Below are 24135 nucleotides of genomic sequence, written 5' to 3' on the forward strand. Positions count from 1 at the left end.
CGCTTAAAAACAAAATTAAGAGTACTAAATTTCAATACAATAAAAATGGAACTATTAAGTAAACATGCTTTAGAGAAACATAGGAACAAAATAATGGAACAACTTAATTTTGTTCCGTTTAATATTCTTTTTGCCAAAAATGTTGTGGAACAAAAAATGACTGGAGAAGTTTTTTGTTGATAATACAGATTATCCTCAAATTTTCTATATTCTGCATTCGTATGGAATGTCATTGTTGTTGGGTAAAAGCAGTGATGAAATTAACTATAAGTTCTTAGAAAATATATTAAGTCGTAATGTAGAAAAAAACAAAGTTGAATGGATGCAGGCTTATCCTTATGAATGGGATTTTACAATAAAAAAGACATTAAAAGATTGTATTTATACACATACTCCTCCTATTGAATTGGATATCAGAGTAAATTTCACATTTAATCTGTCAAAGTATGCAAATTCGAAAAAGGAAGTAATAGATGAAAATATAGTAATCTTGAAGACAACTAAAGAAGATTTTGAAAACATAAAAGGAAGTGTTATTCCTAAATATTTTTGGCATAATTCTGATGAGTTTATAAACAATGGTATAGGATATAGTTTATTTTATAAAAATTCGCTTGCTTCACTTGCATTCTCAGCTGTTGTAGATGGTAAATATGTTGAATTGGGAATTGAAACACAAGAACAATTTAGGGGGAAAAAAATTGCGTACAAAGTCTGTCATGCATTAATTCAATATTGTTTAGAAGAAGGATTCGAACCTATTTGGGCTTGTAGAAAATCAAACGTTGGGTCTTACAAACTTGCTGAAAAACTGGGCTTTGAAGAATCACAAACTATACCCTATTATAAACTTAATTATTAGAAATTAAATTATTATATACTCCTTTTTTAATAAAGATTTATTCGTTAATTGGCCTATTTACGAACTGTATTAGGCAAAACACCAAAATAATTTTTATAAATAGATGAGAAATAAGTGGTTTTATTATACCCTAACTCATAAGCAACATCGCTGATTAATTTAAAACTGCCGCTTTCTAACAGCTCTTTTGCGAGCAGCAGTTTTTCAATTTTAAAAAATAACGGCGGACTCATTCCAAATATACTGCTGTATAAGGCTCTATATTTTGTAGGCGACATATTAGCAATATTAGCTAAGAATTCGATTCCTGGAAACGGAATTAAAAGATTGGATAATAAATGCTCCTGACTTAACATAACTGCTTCAATATCTTTCTCTAAATGAGTTCCCATACTAGGCATCTTAGTATTCAATCTTTCAATTAAATATCCTAGTAAATTGTAAGCAGCTCCTTTTAATAAAAATTCATAATTAGGATTACCTATTTTTTGTTGTTTCAAGTCATTCAATACTACTTTACTTCTGCTGTCGATGTGACCGTAAAAGAACATTTTGTTTTTTTATCATCAAAAACATCTTTAAAATCCTTTTCAAATTCGGTATCTTTAAAAAACGTTTTTAAATAAGATTTACGAATAAACAATCTTAAGGTATAAAATCGTTCTCCTACTGTTGAGAGATAAGTACTTTTGATTTTATTATCGACAATCGCGAAACTTAATTTGGATTTATATCCTATTTTATGATTTACATCGTCGATTACATGCTTACTAACACTGTCGCTCAAATCATAATATACAATCCAGAAATCATCCTCAGAAGGAATACGTGTAAATCGAAGAGGTATATTCATAATTGAATCGACAATAACCACTGAAAAATCCGAGTTAATTTCTAAAAAACAGCTTGAACCGCTTGCAACTTCTTCTGGGAAATACATGTTTTCATTAACAATTGTACATCCTAAATCATCAACAAATTTTTGCCGCCATTCAGGTGTTAAGTAATAAGTATGCTTAAATTCTGGAAGTACTTCGTTCATAACTATTTTTTATAATTGACTTTGATACTCTTTTGGAAAAATTCCATATTTGCTGCTAAATCGTTTCGCGAAATAAGAAATATTGGCATAATTCAATTTATCAGAAACTTCACTAACTGTATATTGTCCCGTTTCTAATAATTCTTTAGCATGTTCTAACTTACTGTCTGAAAAAAAAGTTCCTGGACTGAATCCAGTAATTTTTGTAAACAACTTTTTGTATTTAGATGGAGACATATGTACTTGTTCAGCCAAAAATTCTATACCCGGAAAAATTCCTTCAATAGACTTTAGCAATAAAGCTTTTGAAGCTATAATGCTCTTTACATCATCTCCTATGACTTTACCAATAATGATTTTTTTCTCTAATAATTGATCTAGATAATCCCCAATTAAATTATAAACAAGTCCTCTAAAATAAAGTTCAAATAAGAAACTGTCATAGGATAGTTTTCTAAAATCATTTAATAAAATAGAACTCTCAGTACTCATTCTTCCCATACTGATAATTGTATTTTTTTCGGCATTAAAAACATCTTTGGATACCATTTTAAGTCTGGGCACCTTATCCATGTACTCTTTTAATGCTGTTTTATCCATAAAGATGCAAATAACATATGTGCCCGTTCCTTTGTTTACAGCATACTCTGTTTCTAAGGCACTATCTATTATTGTTAAATTATAATCAAACTTACCTACTACAGAAGTTTCCTTATCTAATATAAAATCTATATTATGATTAGTGATATAAAAATACAATCCTACAAATCTTTTTAAGTCATTTTTGTATTTTAACAATACTGTTTCTTTGTAGGAAACATCAATGAGCATTGCTGAAATTCTTTCTTCCATTACTAAAACGAAATGTGTACCAATATAGGTTTCATTATCTCCTTTTATAAAGTTACCATCAACAGTTCCTCCCATAGCTTCTGCCACTACATCAATCCATTTTGTTTCAAGAGAATAGCAATGTTCAATGACTTTCATAGTAAAAAGATTTACTATAAAAATACTAAATTATTCAATAAAAAAACCAGTGAATTAACTTCACTGGTTTTCTAATTATTCTTTGTAACTCTTTAATCTCCTTTAAGATGATTTTGTAGAATTAATTTATTTTGTAATCCCAAACATCATTACCAATCTATCATTAAGATAAAAATTCAAGGTTTGATCTGCTACATCAAAACGCAGGTCTTTATTGTTTAGGTAAGATAGTATTTTTTGTTCTGTTTTATTACCTTCTTCACCAATACAAGCCATAGCTGTAACGGCAACATTATTAAAAGAAACTTGATCGTCATTAGTTTCATAAGTTCCTGAGAAATTATTACAGCCTGTATTTCCGCTCACTTTCTTTTCAGCTGGGTTAAATTTAATAGAAGCTCTGCCGTAATCTTGTCCAACATTTTCAAGTGCTATTAATTTCCAATTGTTTTTACCAATAAAACTCCAAAGTTCATTTTGAGTTGGTATAGAAAACTCCATAACAATTTTGTTTTTTGAATTTTTGAACTGAACTTTATTGTTTTTCTTCACAATTTTGAACTTCTTATTTGTTATCGCTGCGCTGAAATCTTGTTCCAATTTCATGCTTTCAGGATCACAAGCCATTAAAGTTCCAAAAGGAGCAGCTGTTTTAATTTGATTTTTTGAAGAAAGCTTTGTATACTTCACATTGAAGTTATTACAACCATTTTTACCGCTGATTGTTCCAGTTTCATTGTTGATTGTGATAAATGCTTTGCCGCTGCTTATCTTTTTACCATTTAACTGCGTTAAAATCATTTTTGTATTGTAAATTCCTTTTTCCTTATTTACAGCCGTTTTTGAAATAATCTTTTCCAATTTATACAAGTATGAAGAAGCATCAGCAGGAATAGGTTCTGGTCTTTTTGTTCTCGTAACCATTAGCTCATATCGATTTCCTTTTTCAAAATTAAAACCTTCAATATGACTATAAAAAAGCTGCCATTCTTTATCATTATCATACCTTACCTGAAGACATTCCATAGGACCAACACCTTGACATGGTACTTTATTTTCTCTCACAAACATTTTTAAACTTTCCTGACCGTATGTAAATGTTGATAATAATACTACCACAAAAACATACATACTTTTAAATCTTTTCATCATTTTAATTTTTTAGAATACCGATTAAGCATTCTGATTATTCATGTTTTTTTTGCAGGCATGAATTGTGCCATTTTAAAATACAGAATGCTTTTAACTTTTTTTTATCACCAATTAATCTTCCTTTTTCTTTAACAATCTAACTACTACATACTGATAATCAACTAATTTAATCAATTAGAACAATAATCTTACGTTCTGTTTTATTTAAGATTACTATAATAGTATTTTTACTCTTCTTTTGGCTTAAAACTGCCATCGTCTGGATATTTGAGACTGTCTTTTATTTCTTCGACTCGTTTTGGATCAAATTTAGGAATCTGTAATTCACTGTTTTCTTTCCATTTTTTAACGGTTTCCGAAATTGCTGCTGCCTTTTCGCTTGACGTAGGCGTATCTCGAGCCATATAAAGTGTTTGTGAAGGATAAGCCAAAGATGTTCCGCTTTGTTCTATTATATCCATCATTCGTAATAATATATCTTCTTGCACTTCTTGCGATATTTCAAAAGTTACTGCTTCTATATAGGCTGTGATTTCAACTTTCAAAGCATCGGCAGTAATACCTGTAAAACGCACTATGGGTGGTGAATTTAACACTGCTGGATGTGCATACAGTAAAGATCTAAGTTCTACCAGCAAATAACGCATTTGATCAGGCGTGGTTTCCATCCTAAAAGTAAATATCGGGTTGAAGATAAAACGATCACGATGAGCATAGTTTTCTATTTTACTGGCTGATAACTGCCCATTAGGAATCGTTACAATTGTACGTGCAGAAGTACGAAGCGTAGTCGAACGCATTCCGATAGATTCTACTGTCCCTTTAATATCATCAACTCGGCAATAATCTCCCACTCTCAAAGGCTGATCTGCAATAAGACTCACACTGCCTACAAAATTTTCTATTGTTTTTTGCGCTCCTAATGCTAATGCGATACCTCCAATACCTAGTGCAGCAAGTCCAGCAGTAACATCGACACCAATAATACCAAGTATTGCAATAATACCTATAATAACGATGGCTACTTTTGTGGTACGACTTAAAAATAAAACGGCAGAAACAGCAGAAATACGACCGCTTCGGCTCATTCTGCTTCGTGTATACATACTTACAAAGTCAGTCATTCTCCAAAGCAGGATCAAGAAAGCAAGAATTCCAATTGTTAATATAATAATACTAAAACGCTGACGTACTACTATAGAAATTCCCATGCGCTGTGTAAATGCGACAAATAAAATTACCGTAAGATACATATGAATTGGCAGTGAAAAAGCATCTATAACAGCGGTGCCTTTTTCGCTTGCTGCTTTTTTCCAAAATTTTTGCACCAAAAAACCAATTACAAAAACCAGTAATCTAGCAAACAAATAAGAAACTAAAGTCATGATTACTACTACTGCCCAATGCCCCACGGGAACATTTCCAAGTTTTCGTTCTTTCAAAACAGCAGGCAATACCCTGTCTAAAAAAGTTTTTTCTCCAGCAATATCTGCTGAAGCAATCGCCTCTACCGTTTCTGCAGAAAAAAGCCATAATGGCGGCTGGCTGTCATCCGATTGGTTTTCTAAATAAAGCTGTATTGCTGTTCTATCTGTAGATATACTTCCCACAAGATCAACACCAGTTGCCAGATCATCGTCTATACGCCCAATTTCTTTACTGCTGATAATTGAAGATGGCGAGAAAGTTCCACCCTGATCTAACAACTGCTGGAAAGTTTTTGCTATACGTATTCTTTCGGCAGTCTTGCGATAGGAACGTTTACTTAGCACCAGATATTGACTGGCACGTAAATAATTTTGGTCGCCAAGAGCTTTAATAAATCCGTTAACTGTTCCTTGAGGTGTTCTTCTTCCAAGTGAATCTTCTGGAGTTTTTGCAGGTTCTTCAGTTGGCGTTTTACTTGAACCTAATAATTGCGCTGTTGCAGTATTTGGTTTTAACAATACTATCAGAAACAAAAGAGAATAAGACAATAAACGCTTTACATCTATAATCATGCTTATATTTATTTTACCGATTTAAAATACTAAAAATAAGAAATATAGCAGATAAAAGGAATCTTTTTGATAAGAAAAAACAAAACTGCATCGCAATAATCAAGACCTAGAAAAATAAAATTCAAAATAAATACTTTGAGTCTTATATCAAAATCATGATATACAAGGATATAAACATTTAGAAATGCATACGGTCATTAGATTCTAAATTCCATAAAAAAAGCCCTAATTTTCACTAGGACTTTTACAAATTGATCACATTGGATCAGGATAGTGATCTATTTGATTTTTTTTCAAAAATTAACTTTATCGATTAATGAAAAAAAGGCTGAAGTTAAATTTGAACACTCTTTTCAGAATCCAATTTATTTTGCATCAAACCATAGTTTTGTTGTAAGCAAATCTTTTCCTTGAGCAGAAACTGCTGTTTGATAATTAGAGCCATTAAGCGACTGCTCTGTTCCAGGGTAAAAGAAACGAGATGGAATTTGTCCATCCAAAACTGTAGACGGCCCCGCTTTCAATACAGGATAATCCAGCCTTCTCCATTCTGTAAAAGCATCAAGACCTTGTCCGTAAAATGCAATCCATTTTTGCGTACCAATCGATTTAGCGTAATTTGATGCATCATACTTTACAGACGCTTGATTAAGATAATTAGAAATAGCAGTCGCATCTGTAATTCCAAATTGATTAAACGATGCTGTAATTGCATTTTTATAAAGCTGTTCCGCATCTCCAGAAATATAACCGCGCGCTGCAGCCTCTGCAAGATTAAACAATACTTCTGAATAAGATACAATTACGGCTGGCGATGATGAAGTCAAGAAGTAAGTTCCTGGTTTTGATGTCTTCGCAAAACCTTGACTATTGGCATCACTATTAGTTAATCCATTGCCTGCTCCCACATATTTAACTACACTTTTATCTGTTGGTAATTGCGCATAAACGGGTAAACGCGGATCTGATAACTCTGTTAATTTATCAACTAATGTTTTTGAAACACGAAAATCGTCACGAGTTTCAAACCAAGCAGAAGCAGGATTTTGTTGAGGCGAACTAGTATACGTAAATTTAAAAGTATCGTTATTGCTGCTCAATACTCCCGCAGCATCTGTAGTTGCGTCAATCGCTGCTTGTTTAGCCAAAGCTGGTTCTTTATCTGAAATTCTCAATGCGATACGCAAACGAAGCGAATTTACCAGTTTTTTCCATTTTGAAATATCTCCTTTATAAGACAAATCACCAGTCACAGTACCGTTTGTTGCACTTAACAAAGACTGAGCTTGTTTTAAATCTTCAAGCAATCCTGTGTAGACTTCTTTTTGTGTATTATAGGCTGGAGTTACTTTCAAACCCGCCTCTTTATACGGAATACTTCCATAAGCATCTGTCAACAATAAAAATGTCCATGAACGCAAGGTTAAAGCAATCCCTTTATAATTGGAATTTGCCTGCTGATCAGAAAAGTTCAAAATCGTATTCAAATCTGTAATCAAAGTAGCATATCCAGTATTCCATAAAGAAGTAAAAGAAGTATTAGATACATCGTATCTGTCAGGCTCTGTGTATTGAATTTTAGCCCAATGCTGTACAAATAACAAAGACGAGTTAAAGTTTGTATTATCGCCCCAATATAAGTCAGCTCCTTGTTTTAATGACCCAGTTAACAAATAAGGTGCTAAAGGAGTTTCCGTCGCATTTGGATTTTTATTAATATCATCCAAAGTATCGCTGCAAGACACGAACGTCAATGCAAATAGTGTTATATATGATAGTTTTTTAAGCATGATTTCGTGTTTTTAAAATTTAAGATTAACATTAAGACTGTAACTTCTTGTTGTTGGCAAAGCTAAACTCTCCAACCCTTGAGCATTTCCAGTATTGAAAGCTGTTTCAGGATCAATATTTGGCGCATCTTTATAAATAAAGAATAGATTACGACCTACAGCAGTTATACTTGCAGCTTCTAATCCCAGCTTCTTAACGAATGATTTATTTAAATTGTAAGCTAGTTTTACTTCTCTTAATTTTACAAAAGTTGAACTGTAGATATAGGCTTCACTAATGTTATATGATGCTTTGTAGTATTCCTGTGCACTAATCACTTGATTGTTCGCAGTTCCATCAGCATACACTCCCTTAAAAATCATTCCATCATCATATACTGTTACTCCGCTTGGAGCAGTTCCACCAGTAACTAGTGTTTTCGGATTTGCAGTGTTATTACTTGGATAATAGTAACTTAATCCGCCATTTTCCGCATCACGACCCGGAAGAGTTTGCGCTAATACACCTGTATAATTACCCGTTCTATTTGTACCTGAAAAAAGCTCTCCGCCTACACTCGCATCAACAAGAAATGAAAATTCGATATTTTTGTAAGTCAATGTATTTGTCACACCTGCTAAATAGTCTGGAGTATAATGTCCTAATACTTTCTTTTGCGGATCAGCTTTTGGTAATCCGTTTGCTCCTACTACAATGTTTCCGCTTGCATCACGCTGATATGCTGTACCGTAAAGTGCACCATAAGCCTGCCCAACAGATGCTAAAACATCAACACCTCCCGAAGTACCAATCGTATAATTCTGAATTTGTTTATCATAATCAAGAATCTCAACTTTGCTTATGTTCTTAGAATAATTGACACCTACATTCCATTTGAAATCTTGTGTTTGAATAGGACTTCCATCCAATTGAATCTCTATACCGCGATTGTTTATTTTTCCAGCATTGATTAATTGTGAATTATAACCACTTGAAGCTGTTGTTTTTATTTCCAGAATCTGGTCAAAACTATTCGTGTTATAATAAGCGGCATCAAAATGCAATCTGTTTTTCCAGAAAGAAGCCTCTAAACCAACTTCTGTTGAACGCGTTGTTTCTGGTTTCAAATTCTCATTCAGTTTTTTCTGTGAAGAGGTTTGAATAGGATTTCCGTCGAATGCAGTTTGAAAATTATAAACTGTAGACAATTGATACGGATCTGCATCATTACCAACTTCAGACCAGCCTCCGCGTAATTTTAAGAAATCAAGTGTATTGCTTTTTAAATTCAAAGCTTCAGACAACACTAAACTACCATTGATAGACGGATAAAAATACGAACGGTTGCTGCTTGGTAATGTTGATGACCAATCATTTCGGGCCGTAACATTTAAAAAAGCATAATTTTTATATCCAAATTGTGCTGAAGCATATGCACTATACACTCTTAATTTTGATAATGTATTGTATGATGTTAACGGATCTCTTGAATTGTTTAATGTATATAAATCAGGAACCGCTAAACGTGGCGCTTTTTGATAATTGTTTGCATCACTGTGGTTACGAATATTGAATCCCGCAAGAGCATCCAAACTAAAATCTTCACTCAGTTTTTTAGTATACGTAAAGATACCTTCAGTATTACTTTCGCTTACCGTGTAAGCATCTTCGGCATACGATCCAAAAGGAGTTCCATTTGTACCATACTTAATCGTGTATTTTCTACGATCGTTATAATAATCAACTCCTGTACGGAATTTAAAATTAAGTCCGTCTGCAAGTTTTGCATCTAAATGAATATCTCCTATTAAACGATTACGTTGTTGGCTAGTCGTATTGTAATAAGCATTCCAGTATGGATTACTGTAGTAACTGTTATTCCAATTTACGTCTCTATTATTTCTAAGCTGATTAATATCAACCTGACGTCCGAACCAAAGAAACTGCAGCATTACACCAGCTGCACGACCTCCCGATGGACCACCTGGTAAAGCAGGAGCATCTGTAACAATATAATTTCCTGTTACTCCTATTTTTACATTTTTAGATATTTGATAATTAGTGTTAATCGTAAAGTTCGTTTTATTTACTTCACTATTTGGCACTGTACCATTTTGTTTTTGATTGTTTATTCCTAAACGAAAATCTGATTTATCATCTGATCTGGCAACAGAAATACTATTATCAAAAGTAATTCCTGTATTAAAAAAGTCTCTCACATTATCAGGATTAGCCACAAAAGGAACTGCCTGACCATTGGAGTAAAATTGAGGAATAAGGCGTCCGTCTAATTTAGGTCCCCAGCTTTCATCAACACCATCATTAATACCGCCTCCTTTACCATCTACGTAACTAAATCTTCCGTTTGAACCTTGTCCAAATGAATTTTGAAAACTAGGCAAAGTAGCAACTTGCGATATTGTTATACCCGAGCTAACACTTATACCAAGTCCTTTTTGACTTTTTCCAGATTTTGTAGTAATAAGAACAACACCGTGCGCTGCTCGAGATCCATAAAGCGCTGCCGCATTAGGTCCTTTTAATACTGTCAATGTCTCAATATCCTGAGGATTTAAATCTGAAATTGCATTTTTAAAATCACGAGTTGCACCTCCAGAGTTCAATTGTGAGTTATCTACAGGAACACCATCTACCACAAACAACGGCTGATTATTTCCTGCGATAGAAGTTTCTCCACGAATAATAATACGTGAAGATCCCATGTCTCCTTGAGAATTTGTAATACGTACACCCGCTAATTTTCCAGCAAGACTGTTCAAAAAGTTCGTTTCTTTTGTATCTGCTATATCCTTGTTCTTAAGTGATTGTGTAGTATAACCTAAAGATTTCTTTTCTTTTGTAATTCCTAGTGCCGTAACTACTACTTCTGATAGCACATTTTGTTCTTCAGTAAGATCAATTGTAACTGAATTTTGATTAACTACAACTTCCTTTTTTTTATATCCCAAATAGCTAACTATTAAAGTATAAGGAAACTTTTGTCCTGTTTGGAAGAAGAATTTTCCATCTAAATCTGTTACAACTCCATGCGTAGTGCCTTTAATGTTTATTGACGCACCAATAACCGGTTCTTTTGTAATAGCATCGATTACTGTTCCTTCGAGTTTAGATTGAATTAGAGGTTTTGTCTCTTGCGCATTAATCCCTATGGAAATCAACAAAATACACAACCAAGTATATCTATTTAATATTTTTTTCATTACTTTGTTTTAGTTTAATAAATAAGGTGAGCCGAAAACGGATTTACTCCATTATCGCTTTCCTTTTAAGAGATGAACAATTTCTTTAAGCTTCGCCATTTCTGCTGCAACAGAAATGGTTTTTTATTTGCTGCACATTCGCTTTTTCATTTTTTTTATTTTGGATTACTATTATTTGAACTGATTTCACAAGAACTCGGCCCTAATACTAAGGCTGCATCTTGATTAAAAAATTGGTATGAATTTGAGATTGAAGAATTGTTAACCGTGATAACCTTAAAACAGAAACTGTTTATTGGTTCTCTGCATATTCAAAAATGAAATATATTTGATACTCTTTAATCTTTGGGTGCCGTTTGCATTTTAAACTCTACTAATTTGATAGAACAAAAGTATATTTTAAAATAATAAACCCAAAATTTTAATTGCTTTTTTTACAAAAGAAATGTTAACTCTAGTAAACAACAATATTTAACAAACTAAATACAAACCACTTAACACATTTAACATCTACTTACTCGGTGTAAGATTTTTTTTAAATCAACAGTTTAAAATTAGAAATAGCAATAGATTTTTTAAAGAATTATCAAAATAAGAAACCGCATTAAAACAAAAAAACCTCCAAAATGATCATTTTGGAGGTTCAGTATTTCTACAATTTAAATCGGGAATTATGTATTAGTAAAAAAACGAGTGAGATAAAACTCATTTCAAAAAATACAAAATCAAAACCGAAAAATCTAATTCAAAAAAAAATCCAAATCCCAATTTTACATTGGAATTTGGATTTTATATTTTGAAATTTTATAAGTCTTAGTCTAAAACAAAACTTACGCTGACATTTGCAGTCACTTCGATTTCTCCAATTGCTAGAGTTTCGTTTGAAGCACCTGCAGAATCCATAGCTTCTGCTGATTTCATTGCTGCATACATTGGTCTTGGGTAATACACCTGAGAGTTATCAGAAATTGTAAAAGCTTTACCCACTTTTTGTCCTAAAACAGAAACATAATCTTCTGCTTTTGCTTTAGCGTCTTTCATCGCTAATTTACGAGCTTCTGATTGAAGTTGTACTAATTTAGAAGTTTCAAAAGAAACTTTGTCTAAACGGTTAATCCCTTGCTGAACCAAACCTTCCATTAATTCATCATATTTTGATAAATCTTTCAATACAATTTCAACAGTTTGTGTTGCATTATAGCTGGTTTTCTTTTTCTCGTAGTCGTATTGCGGATTTAGCGCCACTTGTTTTGTTTTGAAATCAGCTGTTGGCACATTCATTTTTTTGATGAATTTTAAAACAGCGTCCATTTTTTCGTCATTTTGCTTTTTGACATCTTTAGCATTATTCCCTTTTGTTTCAACTGTAGCTGAAATACAAACCTGATCAGGGGCTACTTTTACTTTTCCTTCACCATTTACATTGATTTGAGGAATTTGCTTTGTTTCTTGAGCGTAAGACATAGTCATAAACATGATTGTTAAAAATAATACTACTTTCTTCATTTTTGTTATATTTAAGTTATTTGAAATTGATCTTTCAAAAGTTGTGCCAGTCCTTACAGCTTGCCCATTTTTGCCATACCAAAAAGGATCAAAATAGGAATTGCTAATAAAACAACCATCAAACTATGATCTACAATTAATGAAGGTACTTTTATCAATGTAATCAAATAACCGCCTATAGCACCTCCAAAGTGTGCTGTGTGTCCGATATTGTCATTTTTGGCGCGCATTCCATAAATCGAATACAATAAATATAAAATTCCAAAAAGATACGCCGGCATTGGTATGACAAAAAATATTCCGAGCATCATATCTGGCTGCAATAAAATCGCCGAATACAAAACTCCCGTAACTGCACCCGAAGCTCCTACGGCACGATAATTATAATCGTTTTTATGAAACAACATCGTAAGCAAACTGCCAAAAATCAAACTTCCGAAATACACTAAAACAAAAGAAAAGGTTCCAAGCCATTGTAAAACAACCGGCGCAAAAAACCAAAGTGTAAGCATATTAAAAATCAAATGCATCATATCGACGTGCAAAAAACCAGATGACAACATTCGTATCTGCTCTCCTGCTCTAATACTTCCAACATGAAATTCGTATTTTCTAAAAAAAGAAAGATCATTAAATCCTTTATAGCTAATTAGTACATTCGCCACAATAATTCCAATCAAAATGGTATTCATAAACAATATTTAATATGAAATGTAAATATAGTCATTCTCATAGATAACTCCGTCACAAACCAAAATATCGGTGGTTATTCATTTTTAAATTATATTTGTAAAAAAATACTACATGCAATTTATCGTTTATATACTGGCCTATCCTTTACTTTGGCTTATCTCTATACTCCCTTTTCGCTTATTTTATTTACTTTCAGATTGTATCTACTTTTTGATATACTATGTTGTAGGTTACAGACGAAAAGTGGTTAAAGCGAATTTAGCGCTTACTTTACCTCATTTGAGCGATGAAGAGCGAAAAAAAATCGAGAAAAAATTCTATCAGCATATGTGTGATATGTTCCTTGAAATGATTAAAACGATGAGTATTTCTCCTGAGGAAATGGAAAAAAGATTCAAAGTAACTAATCTTGATTTGGTACAAGAATATGCCGAAAAAGGGAAAAGTGTTATTCTAGTAGCTTCTCATTATGCCAGCTACGAATGGCTTTTAACTATTAATCGTAAAATTGCTTTTCAAGGCGTTGCGGTTTATAAAAAAGTAGCCAATCCTTATTTTGATAAATTGGTGCGAAAAATACGTTCTAAATACGATACAGAATTAGTTGAAACCAAAAAAGCAATTCCAACAATGGCGCAAAATCAGCGTGACGGAATTTTAAGTATGTATGGTTTAGCAAGTGATCAATCGCCAAAATTAGACCGAATTTTTCATTCGATGAAATTTATGGGAATTGAAGTTCCTGTACATACGGGTGCCGAAATGCTGGCTAAAAAATATGATTTGAGTGTGGTTTTTGTAAAAGTAAATAAAATAGCAAGAGGCTATTATGAAGCTACTTTTGTATCATTGGCTGACAATCCAAATGACTACGAAAACTTCGAAATTACCGAAAAATACTTAAGAGAAGTCGAAAAACAAATATATGAAGCTCCTGAATATTATTTATGGACGCATAAAAGATGGAAACACAGAATTGAGAAATAATTCTAAATACATCTCAAATTAAAGCATAAAAAAACACCTCTTTCTAAATAAATGAAAGAGGTGTTTTTTTTATTTATACTGTGAAATTAAATTCCAGCGATTTCTTTTATTTCATCAATAATTCGAAGAGCCAAAACATCAGCTTCTTTTTGTGAAGGCGCTTCAGTATAAATTCGGATAATTGGTTCTGTATTCGATTTTCTTAAATGTACCCATTCAGTTGCAAAATCAATCTTTACACCGTCGATTGTAGAAATATCTTCATTTTTATATTTCTCAGTCATAGCAGTCAAAATCGCATCAACATCGATTTGCGGTGTTAATTCGATTTTGTTTTTACTCATATAATATTCTGGATATGAAGCTCTCAATGCCGAAACAGTCATTTTTTTGTTTGCCAAATGAGTTAAGAACAAAGCAACTCCTACCAAACTATCTCTTCCGTAATGTAATTCAGGATAAATAATTCCGCCATTACCTTCACCGCCAATAATAGCGTTATTTTTTTTCATTAACTCAACCACATTCACTTCACCTACAGCACTTGCTTCATAGTTTCCGTTGTGTGCTTTTGTTACATCGCGTAAAGCACGAGATGATGACATATTTGAAACTGTATTTCCAGGTGTTTTACTCAAAACATAATCAGCACAAGCTACCAAAGTATACTCTTCGCCAAACATTTCTCCGTCTTCGCTGATAAAAGCTAAACGATCAACATCAGGATCAACAACAACTCCCAAATGTGCTTTTTCTTTCACCACTAATTCTGAAATATCAGTCAAATGTTCTTTTAAAGGCTCCGGATTATGAGGAAAATGTCCGTTTGGTTCGCAGTATAATTTTACTACTTCAACTCCCATTAATTCTAATAGTTTTGGAATAATAATTCCTCCAGATGAATTTACTCCATCAACAACAACTTTAAATTTTGCCGCTTTTACCGCTTCAACATCAACCAAAGGCAAATTTAATACCTCGTCGATATGAATATCCATGTAAGCATCATTTGGTGTAATCTCGCCTAAATTATCAACATCCGAAAAATCGAAAGCTTCAGCTTCAGCAATTTCAAGAATTTTAGCTCCTTCTGCTCCGCTTAAAAATTCGCCTTTTTCGTTTAATAATTTTAAAGCATTCCATTGCTTTGGATTATGAGAAGCTGTTAAAATAATTCCACCATCTGCCTTTTCAAGCGGTACTGCCACTTCAACAGTTGGCGTTGTCGAAAGACCAAGATCAATTACATTGATCCCTAAACCTATTAAAGTATTTACAACAAGATTATGAATCATTGGTCCAGAAATTCTGGCATCACGACCAATTACAACGGTTAATTTTTCTTTTGAAGTATTGTTTTTTAGAAAAGTACCGTATGCCGATGCAAATTTTACTGCATCAACAGGAGTCAGGTTATCTCCTACTTTTCCACCAATTGTTCCTCGTATTCCTGAAATAGATTTTATTAAAGTCATTTTTCTGCGTTATGGTTATTTTATTACAAATATAGAAAAGTTACTAAGCTTCTAAGTTGCCAAGGTGCTAAGATTTTTTAAATACTATAAAATTTTAGTAAAACAACATCTCAATTTACTAGGAATCGCAAATGTTGTAAGTTCTTCAGAAGTCGAGATTTCTTAAGTGATGTAACCATTTCATAAAATGCCAGACAATTTTATAACAAAATCATTTAAAAAAGTTTTTATACTTTTACAAGAGCGAACTTAGCACTTTAGAACCTTAGCACCTCACAAAAAATGAATTTCCTAGCCCATATATATCTTTCTGGTGAAAATGATTTAATCAAAATTGGCAATTTTATGGCCGATGGCATTCGTGGGAAACAATTTGAACATTTCCCTGAAGATGTCCAAAAAGGAATACTGCTGCATAGATTCATTGACACTTACACCGATTCGCACGATACGTTCAGACAAAGCACTAAACGACTTCATGAAAAATACCATCATTATTCAGGAGTAATTGTTGATATTATGTACGATCATTTTTTAGCTAAGAACTGGGAAAAATACTCTGATGAAAAACTCGATCATTTTATTAATCGTTTTTACAGGTCATTGCACGAAAATTATCCAATTCTTACTGAGAAAACACAAAACTTAATGCCAACAATGATTCGGGAAAATTGGCTTTGGAGTTATCAAACTATAGATGGTATTCAGCATATTTTAACACAAATGGATCGAAGATCAAAAAATCAGTCAAAAATGCAATTTGCCAGCCAGGAACTCAAAGAATTCTATCCAGAATTTGAACGCGAATTCGATCTTTTTTTTAAAGATGTTCAAGCGCAATCTAAACAAAAATTACTTTCATTATAAAATCAATTGATCTTATAAAAACTCTTATTTAATCATGAAAAAAATCACCTTTATATTATATTTTATTTCCATTTGCAGTTTTGCCCAAACTTCAAAACAAACTGGATTGGTTGTATCTAAAGCTATGGTAGTTTCTGCTCGAGAAGAAGCTTCTAAAATAGGCGCTGCAATTATGAAAAAGGGAGGAAATGCTTTTGACGCTATGGCTGCAACAGAACTTGCATTGGCAGTTGCATATCCATATGCAGGAAATATTGGCGGAGGAGGTTTTATGGTTTACCGCAAAGCAAATGGCGAAGTTGGGAGTTTAGATTATCGTGAAAAAGCACCACTTGCGGCAACAAAAGATATGTTTTTAGACAAAGATGGAAATGTTATAAAAGGCAAAAGTACCGAAACTGCATTAGCAATTGGTGTACCTGGAACTGTTGCAGGAGTATTTGCTGTGCATAAAAAACTAGGTTCTCTGCCTATCTCTGAAATTTTAAAGCCTGTAATTGCTTTAGCCGAAAGAGGTGTTGTAGTAACTCAAAAACAACAAAAACAACTTGAAACTTACCATGATGCCATTGTAAAAGCAAATGGTCCAAATACGCTTATGGCGAAAGAATTTAAAGAAAAAGACACCATCAAATATCCTGCGCTTGCTAATACTTTAAAACGAATTCTAAAAAATGGAAAAGATGAGTTTTATAAAGGAAAAACGGCGCAAATATTAGTAGATTATATTCAGAAAAACGGCGGTATTATCACGCTTAAAGATTTAGCAAGTTATGAAGCTAAATGGAGAAAACCATTGCAGTTTAATTACAAAGAATTAAAAATCACTTCAATGTCACCACCAAGCAGCGGCGGTATTTGTCTGGCTCAAATTATGAAAATGATTGCTCCTTATGATTTGTCAAAAATGGGACACAATTCAGAGCAAGCCATTCAAGTCATTGTAGAAGCCGAAAGAAGAGCTTATGCGGATAGAAGTCAATTTTTAGGAGATCCTGATTTTGTTAAAATACCAGTAAAAGAACTTTTGGCTGATTCGTATTTAAAAGAACGTATGTCGACTTTTAGTTTTGATAAAGCCAGTTTATCATCAGAAATAAGAGAAGGAGAAATTAAGTACAGCGAAAGCACCGAAACGACACATTACTCTATTGTAGATCAATTTGGAAATGCTGTTGCTGCAACCACAACTATAAACGATGGCTTTGGATCAAAATACTATTGCGATGAATTAGGCTTTTTCTTAAATAATGAAATGGATGATTTTAGTGCAAAACCTGGATCGCCAAATATGTTTGGATTAGTTGGAAATGACGCCAACAGTATTGCACCGCAAAAACGAATGTTGAGTTCAATGACTCCAACCATTGTTGAGAAAAACGGAAAATTATTTATGGTTGTTGGTACACCTGGTGGTTCTACTATTATAACTTCGGTACTGCAGACTATTTTAAATGTTTACGAATTTGGTTTAGGTATGCAGGAAGCTGTAAATGCACCTCGTTTTCACCATCAATGGCTTCCAGACATTATTACTTTTGAACCTCATACTTTCAGCACAAATACATTTGAAAAATTAACTGCCAAAGGTTATCTGATTAATGAAAAAACAACTCCTGTAATTGGCAAGGTTGATGCTATTTTGGTTTTACCAAATAAAAAACTTGAAGGAGGCGCCGATTTTAGAGGAGATGATAAAGCCGCTGGTTTTTAGTCTGAAAAAGATTTAAGCAGAAAGATTACGCAAATTTGAATGTTTAAAACTAAATTTGCACCTCACCTGAAATTTTAAAAAAAATAATGATAAAAAGACTTTTTCGAAGACTAGAAAGTATAATTGCTTTGTCGCAATCTGTTATGACACCAAAGCAGTTCATTTTTTTATCAAGTGTTTTGGTAGGTATTTCATGTGCATTTGCTGTAATTGTTTTAAAGACATTTGCTCACAGTGTTTTTTCGTTTGCAACATACATCAACGGAACTTTAAAACTGAGTTTCATCAATAGTATCCTGCCTATAATTGGTATTTTATTAACCGTTTTTGTGATTAACAAAGTTCTTAATGGAACTATCCAAAAGGGAACATCACAAATTTTATACGCGGTTGCCAAAAAAGCAAGTATTATCCCGAAAAAACAAATGTACGCTCAAATTATTACCAGCTCGTTAACAGTTGGCTTAGGAGGTTCTGCGGGTTTAGAAAGCCCTATTGTTGTAACTGGTGCTGCTTTTGGTTCTAATTATGCTCAAAATTATAAATTAGCTTATAAAGACCGAACTTTACTTATTGGCTGTGGAGTTGCCGCGGGAATTGCAGCAGCGTTTAACGCCCCAATTGCAGGAGTTCTTTTTGCTATTGAAGTCTTATTGGTAGATGTAAGTATTTCGGCCTTTACGCCAATTATGATTTCGGCTGCTACTGGAGCTTTAGTTTCTGCGATTGTATTAGATGAGAGCATTTTATTATCTTTTAAAAAGCAAGAGACATTCGACTTTCATAACATTCCCTTTTATATCATTTTAGGATTATTAACAGGGTTTATGGCTGTTTATTATTCTCGAAATTTCCAAAAAATAGAACATTATTTTGCCGAATTAAAAATTGGACCTTATAAAAAAGCATTAATAGGCTCCTCAATTTTAGCACTTTTAATCTTTATTTTCCCAACACTATTTGGTGAAGGTTATGAGAGCATCAAAACACTATCTGAAACTGATCCAGGAAAACTGTTAGACAATACTTTGTTCGAGAGTTTTAGAAACAATCAATGGGTTTTTCTTTTGTTTGTGGGCTGCACCATGATGGTAAAAGTATTCGCTTCTGGACTCACGATTGGAAGCGGCGGTAATGGAGGAAACTTTGCACCTTCATTATTCTTAGGTTCTTATTTAGGCTATTTCTTTTCAAAATTTGTAAGTTTAATTGGTTTATCGCATTTACCAATCAGCAACTTTACAATGGTTGGAATGGCTGGAATTTTGAGTGGTTTATTTCATGCCCCATTAACTGCAATTTTCTTAATTGCCGAGATAACTGGAGGTTACGGCCTAATGATTCCGCTTATGATTGTTTCCTCTATTAGTTTTGCTATTTCTAAACGTTTTGAAAAATATTCGCTCGACGTAAAAAATTTAGCAAAAAAAGGACATGCCTTTACCAGCAACAAAGATTCTAACATTCTTTCGACTTTAGACATTGATTCTATTATACAATGCGATTATTTAACCGTACATCCTGAAGACCATTTAAGTAAATTAGTGGATCTAATTTCACATTCAAATCAGGTCGTTTTTGCAGTTGTAAATAATGAAAAAGAACTCGTAGGAATTGTACATTTTAATGACATTCGCGAAATTATATTTAATGCATATCGTGTAAAATACACTTTGATTAAAGATGTTATGAAAACACCTGCCGCAACAATTTCATCGTACGACAGTATGGAAATTGTAATGAGCAAATTCGAAAAATCAAAATCAGCATTTTTACCCGTTTTGCGAAATGACAAATACTTTGGCTTTATTTCCAAATCTATAGCGCTTGAAGCCTATAGAACAAAATTAAAATCCATGACAATAGAATAACCTTAATATCGGATACGTTAAAAATTTTAAATATCCGATATTAAGAAGTATATTTGTCGCATAATGTGGAACATAGACCTAACGTACAGAACAGAATTTCAATCAACATTTGATAGATTGTACCAAAAAAGGCAAGAACTGCAAACCAGCAGACCACTGCCTAACATTGCTTTGCATAAAATTCGTGAAAGCTTATCTTTAGAATGGACTTATAATTCAAACAGTATCGAAGGAAACACAATGAGTTTACGAGAAACTCAAATGGTAATTCAAGAAGGAATTACCATAAAAGGAAAATCACTTCGAGAACATTTTGAAACCCACAATCATGACAAAGCAATTGATTATTTATACTCGATTGTCGATGATAATTACAAACTTCGAAGCATTGATATTCTTTCGATTCATGGTTTAGTTTTGCGCTCCATCGAAGATGATTTTGCAGGTCGTATTCGCAATGGCGGCGTTCGAATTTCAGGAGCTAATTTTATGCCTCCAAACGCCAATAAAGTTTCGGATTATTTAGATGAATTGATTGATTTTGTCAATACAAATCCGCTAGGTTTAAACGATATTGAACTGGCAACAATTTATCACCATAAATTAGTTTGGATTCATCCTTTTTTTGATGGAAATGGCCGTACTGTTCGATTAAGTATGAATTTATTATTGATGCGCTCCGGTTTCCCACCTGCTATTATTCTTAAAAATGACAGGAAAAAATATTACGAAGCGTTAAATCAAGCCAATAATGGTAATTATCAAAAACTAACACTTTTAATGTGTCAGGCATTAGAACGCACTTTAAATATTTACTTAAATGCAATGCCAGGAAGCAGTTATGATTACCAGCCAATCGTAAATATAGTAAGCGAACCCGACACTCCATACGGTCAGGAATACGTAAGTTTACTTGCTCGAACAGGAAAAATAGACGCTTATAAAGAAGGCCGAAATTGGTACACAACCAAAGAAGCTATCGAAGAATATATGGCAACCAGAAAACGAAAACGCTAGTTTACACCAGCGTTTTTTTGTTACTAATTGTAACATAAAGTTTTGCAGTCTAGTACAAAAAGAACAAATCAAAGTGGTAACTTTGCGTTTTGCTCAAAATTATGCTAGATAAAGACAACACTATTGAAGTTCTTGGTGCAAGAGTTCATAATCTAAAAAATATCGATATTTCTATTCCGCGTGAAAAACTTGTTGTTATAACAGGCCTTTCTGGTTCGGGAAAATCTTCTTTGGCATTTGATACCATTTATGCCGAAGGGCAACGTCGTTATGTCGAAACTTTTTCGGCTTATGCCCGTCAATTTCTTGGTGGATTAGAACGCCCAGATGTAGATAAAATTGACGGACTTTCGCCAGTTATTGCAATTGAACAAAAAACAACCAGTAAAAGTCCGCGTTCAACCGTTGGGACTATTACTGAAATATACGATTTCCTCCGACTTCTTTATGCTCGTGGTGCTGACGCATACAGTTACAACACTGGCGAGAAAATGGTTTCTTATTCTGATGAACAAATTAAAGACTTGATTATTCAGGATTTTAACGGAAAACGAATCAATATTCTCGCACCAATTATTAGAGCTAGAAAAGGACATTATGCTGAATTATTCCAGCAAATTACCAAACAAGGATTCTTGAAAGTTCGTGTAAATGGCGAAGTGCAAGATTTAGTTTCCGGAATGAAATTAGATCGTTACAAAACGCACGATATCGAAATTGTTGTAGACCGAATGGTTATCGAAAATACAGAAGACAATCAGAAACGATTGGCTGAAAGTATTAATACTGCCATGCATCATGGCGAAAACGTATTGATGATTTTAGATCAAGATTCTAATGAAGTTCGTTATTTCAGCAGAAATTTAATGTGTCCTTCAACTGGAATTTCGTATCAAAACCCAGAACCGAATTTATTCTCCTTTAACTCGCCAAAAGGTGCTTGTCCGCATTGTAATGGATTAGGTACTGTACATGAAATTAACGTTAAAAAGATTATTCCAAATCCGAAATTATCAATTAAAAGTGGTGGTTTTGCTCCGCTTGGCGAATATAAATCTTCTTGGATCTTTAAACAATTAGAAACCATCGGAGAAAAATTTGGGTTTAAAATCACCGATCCAATCGAAAAAATTCCTGAAGAAGCCATGACAATGATTCTTTATGGCGGAAAAGATAAATTTACAATAAACTCAAAAGACCTTGGCGTTACGCGAGATTATAAAATTGATTTTGAAGGAATTTCAAACTTCATAAAAAATCAATATGACGAAAGCGCAACGACCAGCATAAAACGTTGGGCAAAAGATTTTATGGACGAAATAAATTGTCCAGTTTGCGAAGGCTCCCGTTTAAAAAAAGAAGCACAGTTTTTTAGAGTCAATGAAAAAAATATTACAGAATTGTGTAATATGGATATTTCTGATTTAACGGCTTGGTTTCAAGACTTAAACAGGCATTTATCTGAAAAACAACTTTTAATAGCTTCTGAAGTTGTCAAAGAAATCAAAGATCGTTTAAACTTCTTGATGAATGTTGGTTTAAATTATTTGGCTTTAAGCCGAAGTTCAAAATCACTTTCTGGCGGTGAAGCACAGCGTATTCGATTAGCAACACAAATTGGTTCACAATTGGTTGGCGTTTTATATATTTTGGACGAACCAAGTATTGGTTTACACCAAAGAGACAATGAAAAACTAATCAAATCTCTAGAGCAATTACGCGATATTGGAAACTCCGTTATTGTAGTAGAACATGATAAAGACATGATCGAAACCGCTGATTATGTTATTGATATTGGTCCTAAAGCAGGAAAATACGGCGGCGAAATCATCAGCATTGGAACTCCGAAAGAAACTTTGGCTTCTAACACTATTACTGCTCAATATTTGAACGGTAAAATGAAACTAGAAATTCCGAAAAAGCGTCGCGAAGGAAACGGAAAGTTTTTAAAACTGACTGGAGCCACAGGAAATAACCTAAAAAATGTTTCGATAGAAATACCTTTAGGTCAATTAACTTGCGTTACAGGAGTTTCAGGAAGCGGAAAATCAACTTTGATCAACGAAACCCTTTATCCTATTTTGAACGCTTATTATTTTAATGGCGTAAAAAAACCACAACCTTATAAAAAGATTGAAGGCTTAGAACATATTGATAAGGTTATCGATATCGACCAAAGTCCAATTGGAAGAACGCCGCGTTCAAATCCAGCCACTTACACTGAGGTTTTTACTGAAATCAGAAACTTGTTTACGATGACTTCTGAAAGTATGATACGTGGTTACAAAGCAGGACGTTTTAGCTTTAACGTAAAAGGCGGACGTTGCGAAACCTGCGAAGGTTCTGGTGTAAGAACTATCGAAATGAACTTTTTACCAGATGTTTATGTAGAATGCGAAACTTGTCAAGGTAAACGTTTTAATAGAGAAACTCTTGAAATCAGATATAAAGGAAAATCTATTTCGGATGTTTTAGATATGACAGTTGATGAAGCGGTTCCGTTCTTTGAAAACATTCCGAAGATTTACAGAAAAGTAAAAACAATTCAAGATGTTGGTTTAGGATATATCACACTTGGGCAGCAAAGCACAACGCTTTCAGGCGGTGAAGCACAACGTATTAAATTAGCTGGAGAACTATCTAAAAAAGATACCGGAAATACTTTTTATATTCTAGACGAACCTACAACTGGTTTACACTTTGAAGATATTCGTGTTTTAATGGACGTTATCAATAAATTGGTTGATAAAGGAAATACGATTCTAGTAATCGAACACAATATGGACGTTATTAAACTTGCGGATTATATTATTGATATTGGCCCCGAAGGAGGAAAAGGCGGCGGACAATTAGTTGCAAAAGGAACTCCTGAAGAAGTGGCAAAAAATAAAAAAAGTTATACGGCTAAGTTTTTGAAAAAAGAGTTAGAGTAAAAAATGAATCTTTGTCAAAGTTTCAAACTTTGACA

At 33.3% G+C, this 24135-nt stretch carries 18 protein-coding genes; 8 read left to right on the forward strand and 10 right to left on the reverse strand.

Features of this window, described 5'->3' with window-relative positions; translation table 11 throughout:
• On the forward strand, window positions 1-180 hold a 180-nt coding region (locus BOW57_RS20785), incomplete at its 5' end, for a hypothetical protein (protein WP_206734750.1).
• A 46-nt stretch (window positions 181-226) separates the two neighbouring features.
• A complete protein-coding gene (locus BOW57_RS16120) occupies window positions 227-862 on the forward strand; it encodes a GNAT family N-acetyltransferase (protein WP_129055720.1) in 636 nt (211 codons plus the stop codon).
• Between the two features lie 53 nt (window positions 863-915).
• Here the strand turns inward: BOW57_RS16120 and BOW57_RS16125 are convergent, their stop codons facing one another.
• From BOW57_RS16125 to BOW57_RS16165, 9 genes are all read right to left on the reverse strand, one after another.
• On the reverse strand, window positions 916-1413 hold the full coding sequence (locus tag BOW57_RS16125; protein WP_129055722.1) for an AraC family transcriptional regulator: 498 nt from the start codon (window positions 1411-1413) through the stop codon (window positions 916-918).
• On the reverse strand, window positions 1374-1904 hold the full coding sequence (locus BOW57_RS16130; protein ID WP_129055724.1) for a hypothetical protein: 531 nt from the start codon (window positions 1902-1904) through the stop codon (window positions 1374-1376). The genes BOW57_RS16125 and BOW57_RS16130 overlap by 40 nt, the downstream gene beginning before the upstream one ends.
• Before the next feature lie 9 nt (window positions 1905-1913).
• Window positions 1914-2894, reverse strand: a complete 981-nt coding sequence (locus BOW57_RS16135; RefSeq protein ID WP_129055726.1) for an AraC family transcriptional regulator — start codon at window positions 2892-2894, stop codon at window positions 1914-1916.
• 126 nt (window positions 2895-3020) lie between these two features.
• Window positions 3021-4043 (reverse strand): META domain-containing protein, encoded by a 1023-nt coding sequence (locus tag BOW57_RS16140; RefSeq protein ID WP_129055792.1) that lies wholly within the window; start codon window positions 4041-4043, stop codon window positions 3021-3023.
• A gap of 230 nt (window positions 4044-4273) precedes the next feature.
• Window positions 4274-6046: a mechanosensitive ion channel family protein gene (locus BOW57_RS16145; protein WP_129055728.1), complete on the reverse strand. Its 1773-nt coding sequence runs from the start codon at window positions 6044-6046 to the stop codon at window positions 4274-4276.
• A 365-nt stretch (window positions 6047-6411) separates the two neighbouring features.
• A complete protein-coding gene (locus BOW57_RS16150) occupies window positions 6412-7836 on the reverse strand; it encodes a SusD/RagB family nutrient-binding outer membrane lipoprotein (RefSeq protein WP_129055730.1) in 1425 nt (474 codons plus the stop codon).
• Between the two features lie 12 nt (window positions 7837-7848).
• Window positions 7849-11037 (reverse strand): SusC/RagA family TonB-linked outer membrane protein, encoded by a 3189-nt coding sequence (locus tag BOW57_RS16155; protein WP_129055732.1) that lies wholly within the window; start codon window positions 11035-11037, stop codon window positions 7849-7851.
• Between the two features lie 813 nt (window positions 11038-11850).
• Window positions 11851-12543: an SIMPL domain-containing protein gene (locus tag BOW57_RS16160; RefSeq protein ID WP_089056121.1), complete on the reverse strand. Its 693-nt coding sequence runs from the start codon at window positions 12541-12543 to the stop codon at window positions 11851-11853.
• Between the two features lie 53 nt (window positions 12544-12596).
• Entirely contained in the window at window positions 12597-13235 is a 639-nt protein-coding gene (locus BOW57_RS16165; RefSeq protein ID WP_129055734.1) for a rhomboid family intramembrane serine protease, read from the reverse strand.
• Between the two features lie 112 nt (window positions 13236-13347).
• Here BOW57_RS16165 and BOW57_RS16170 point away from each other — a divergent pair, with 112 nt between their 5' ends.
• Entirely contained in the window at window positions 13348-14223 is an 876-nt protein-coding gene (locus BOW57_RS16170) for a lysophospholipid acyltransferase family protein (protein ID WP_129055736.1), read from the forward strand.
• 86 nt (window positions 14224-14309) lie between these two features.
• Here the strand turns inward: BOW57_RS16170 and glmM are convergent, their stop codons facing one another.
• Complete coding sequence (gene glmM / locus BOW57_RS16175) at window positions 14310-15698, reverse strand: phosphoglucosamine mutase (protein WP_089054399.1); 1389 nt, start codon at window positions 15696-15698, stop codon at window positions 14310-14312.
• A 282-nt stretch (window positions 15699-15980) separates the two neighbouring features.
• Between glmM and BOW57_RS16180 the strand changes: the two genes are divergently transcribed.
• The 5 genes from BOW57_RS16180 to uvrA all read left to right on the forward strand — a co-directional run bounded on the left by BOW57_RS16180 (window position 15981) and on the right by uvrA (window position 24100).
• Window positions 15981-16565 carry an ACP phosphodiesterase gene (locus tag BOW57_RS16180; RefSeq protein ID WP_129055738.1) on the forward strand — a complete coding sequence of 195 codons (585 nt, stop codon included), beginning with the start codon at window positions 15981-15983 and terminating at the stop codon, window positions 16563-16565.
• A gap of 34 nt (window positions 16566-16599) precedes the next feature.
• Window positions 16600-18279 carry a gamma-glutamyltransferase gene (ggt, locus tag BOW57_RS16185; RefSeq protein WP_129055740.1) on the forward strand — a complete coding sequence of 560 codons (1680 nt, stop codon included), beginning with the start codon at window positions 16600-16602 and terminating at the stop codon, window positions 18277-18279.
• Between the two features lie 86 nt (window positions 18280-18365).
• Window positions 18366-20150, forward strand: coding sequence for a chloride channel protein (locus BOW57_RS16190; protein WP_129055742.1), 1785 nt, complete (start codon window positions 18366-18368; stop codon window positions 20148-20150).
• Window positions 20151-20213: 63 nt separating this feature from the next.
• Window positions 20214-21167 carry a Fic family protein gene (locus BOW57_RS16195; RefSeq protein ID WP_129055744.1) on the forward strand — a complete coding sequence of 318 codons (954 nt, stop codon included), beginning with the start codon at window positions 20214-20216 and terminating at the stop codon, window positions 21165-21167.
• Between the two features lie 101 nt (window positions 21168-21268).
• The gene (gene uvrA / locus BOW57_RS16200; RefSeq protein WP_129055747.1) at window positions 21269-24100 is read left to right on the forward strand and encodes an excinuclease ABC subunit UvrA; all 2832 of its coding nucleotides are present in this window, start codon (window positions 21269-21271) and stop codon (window positions 24098-24100) included.
• Window positions 24101-24135: the final 35 nt, after the last annotated feature.

Source organism: Flavobacterium sp. YO64, assembly GCF_004119505.1.
Lineage (GTDB): Bacteria > Bacteroidota > Bacteroidia > Flavobacteriales > Flavobacteriaceae > Flavobacterium > Flavobacterium oncorhynchi.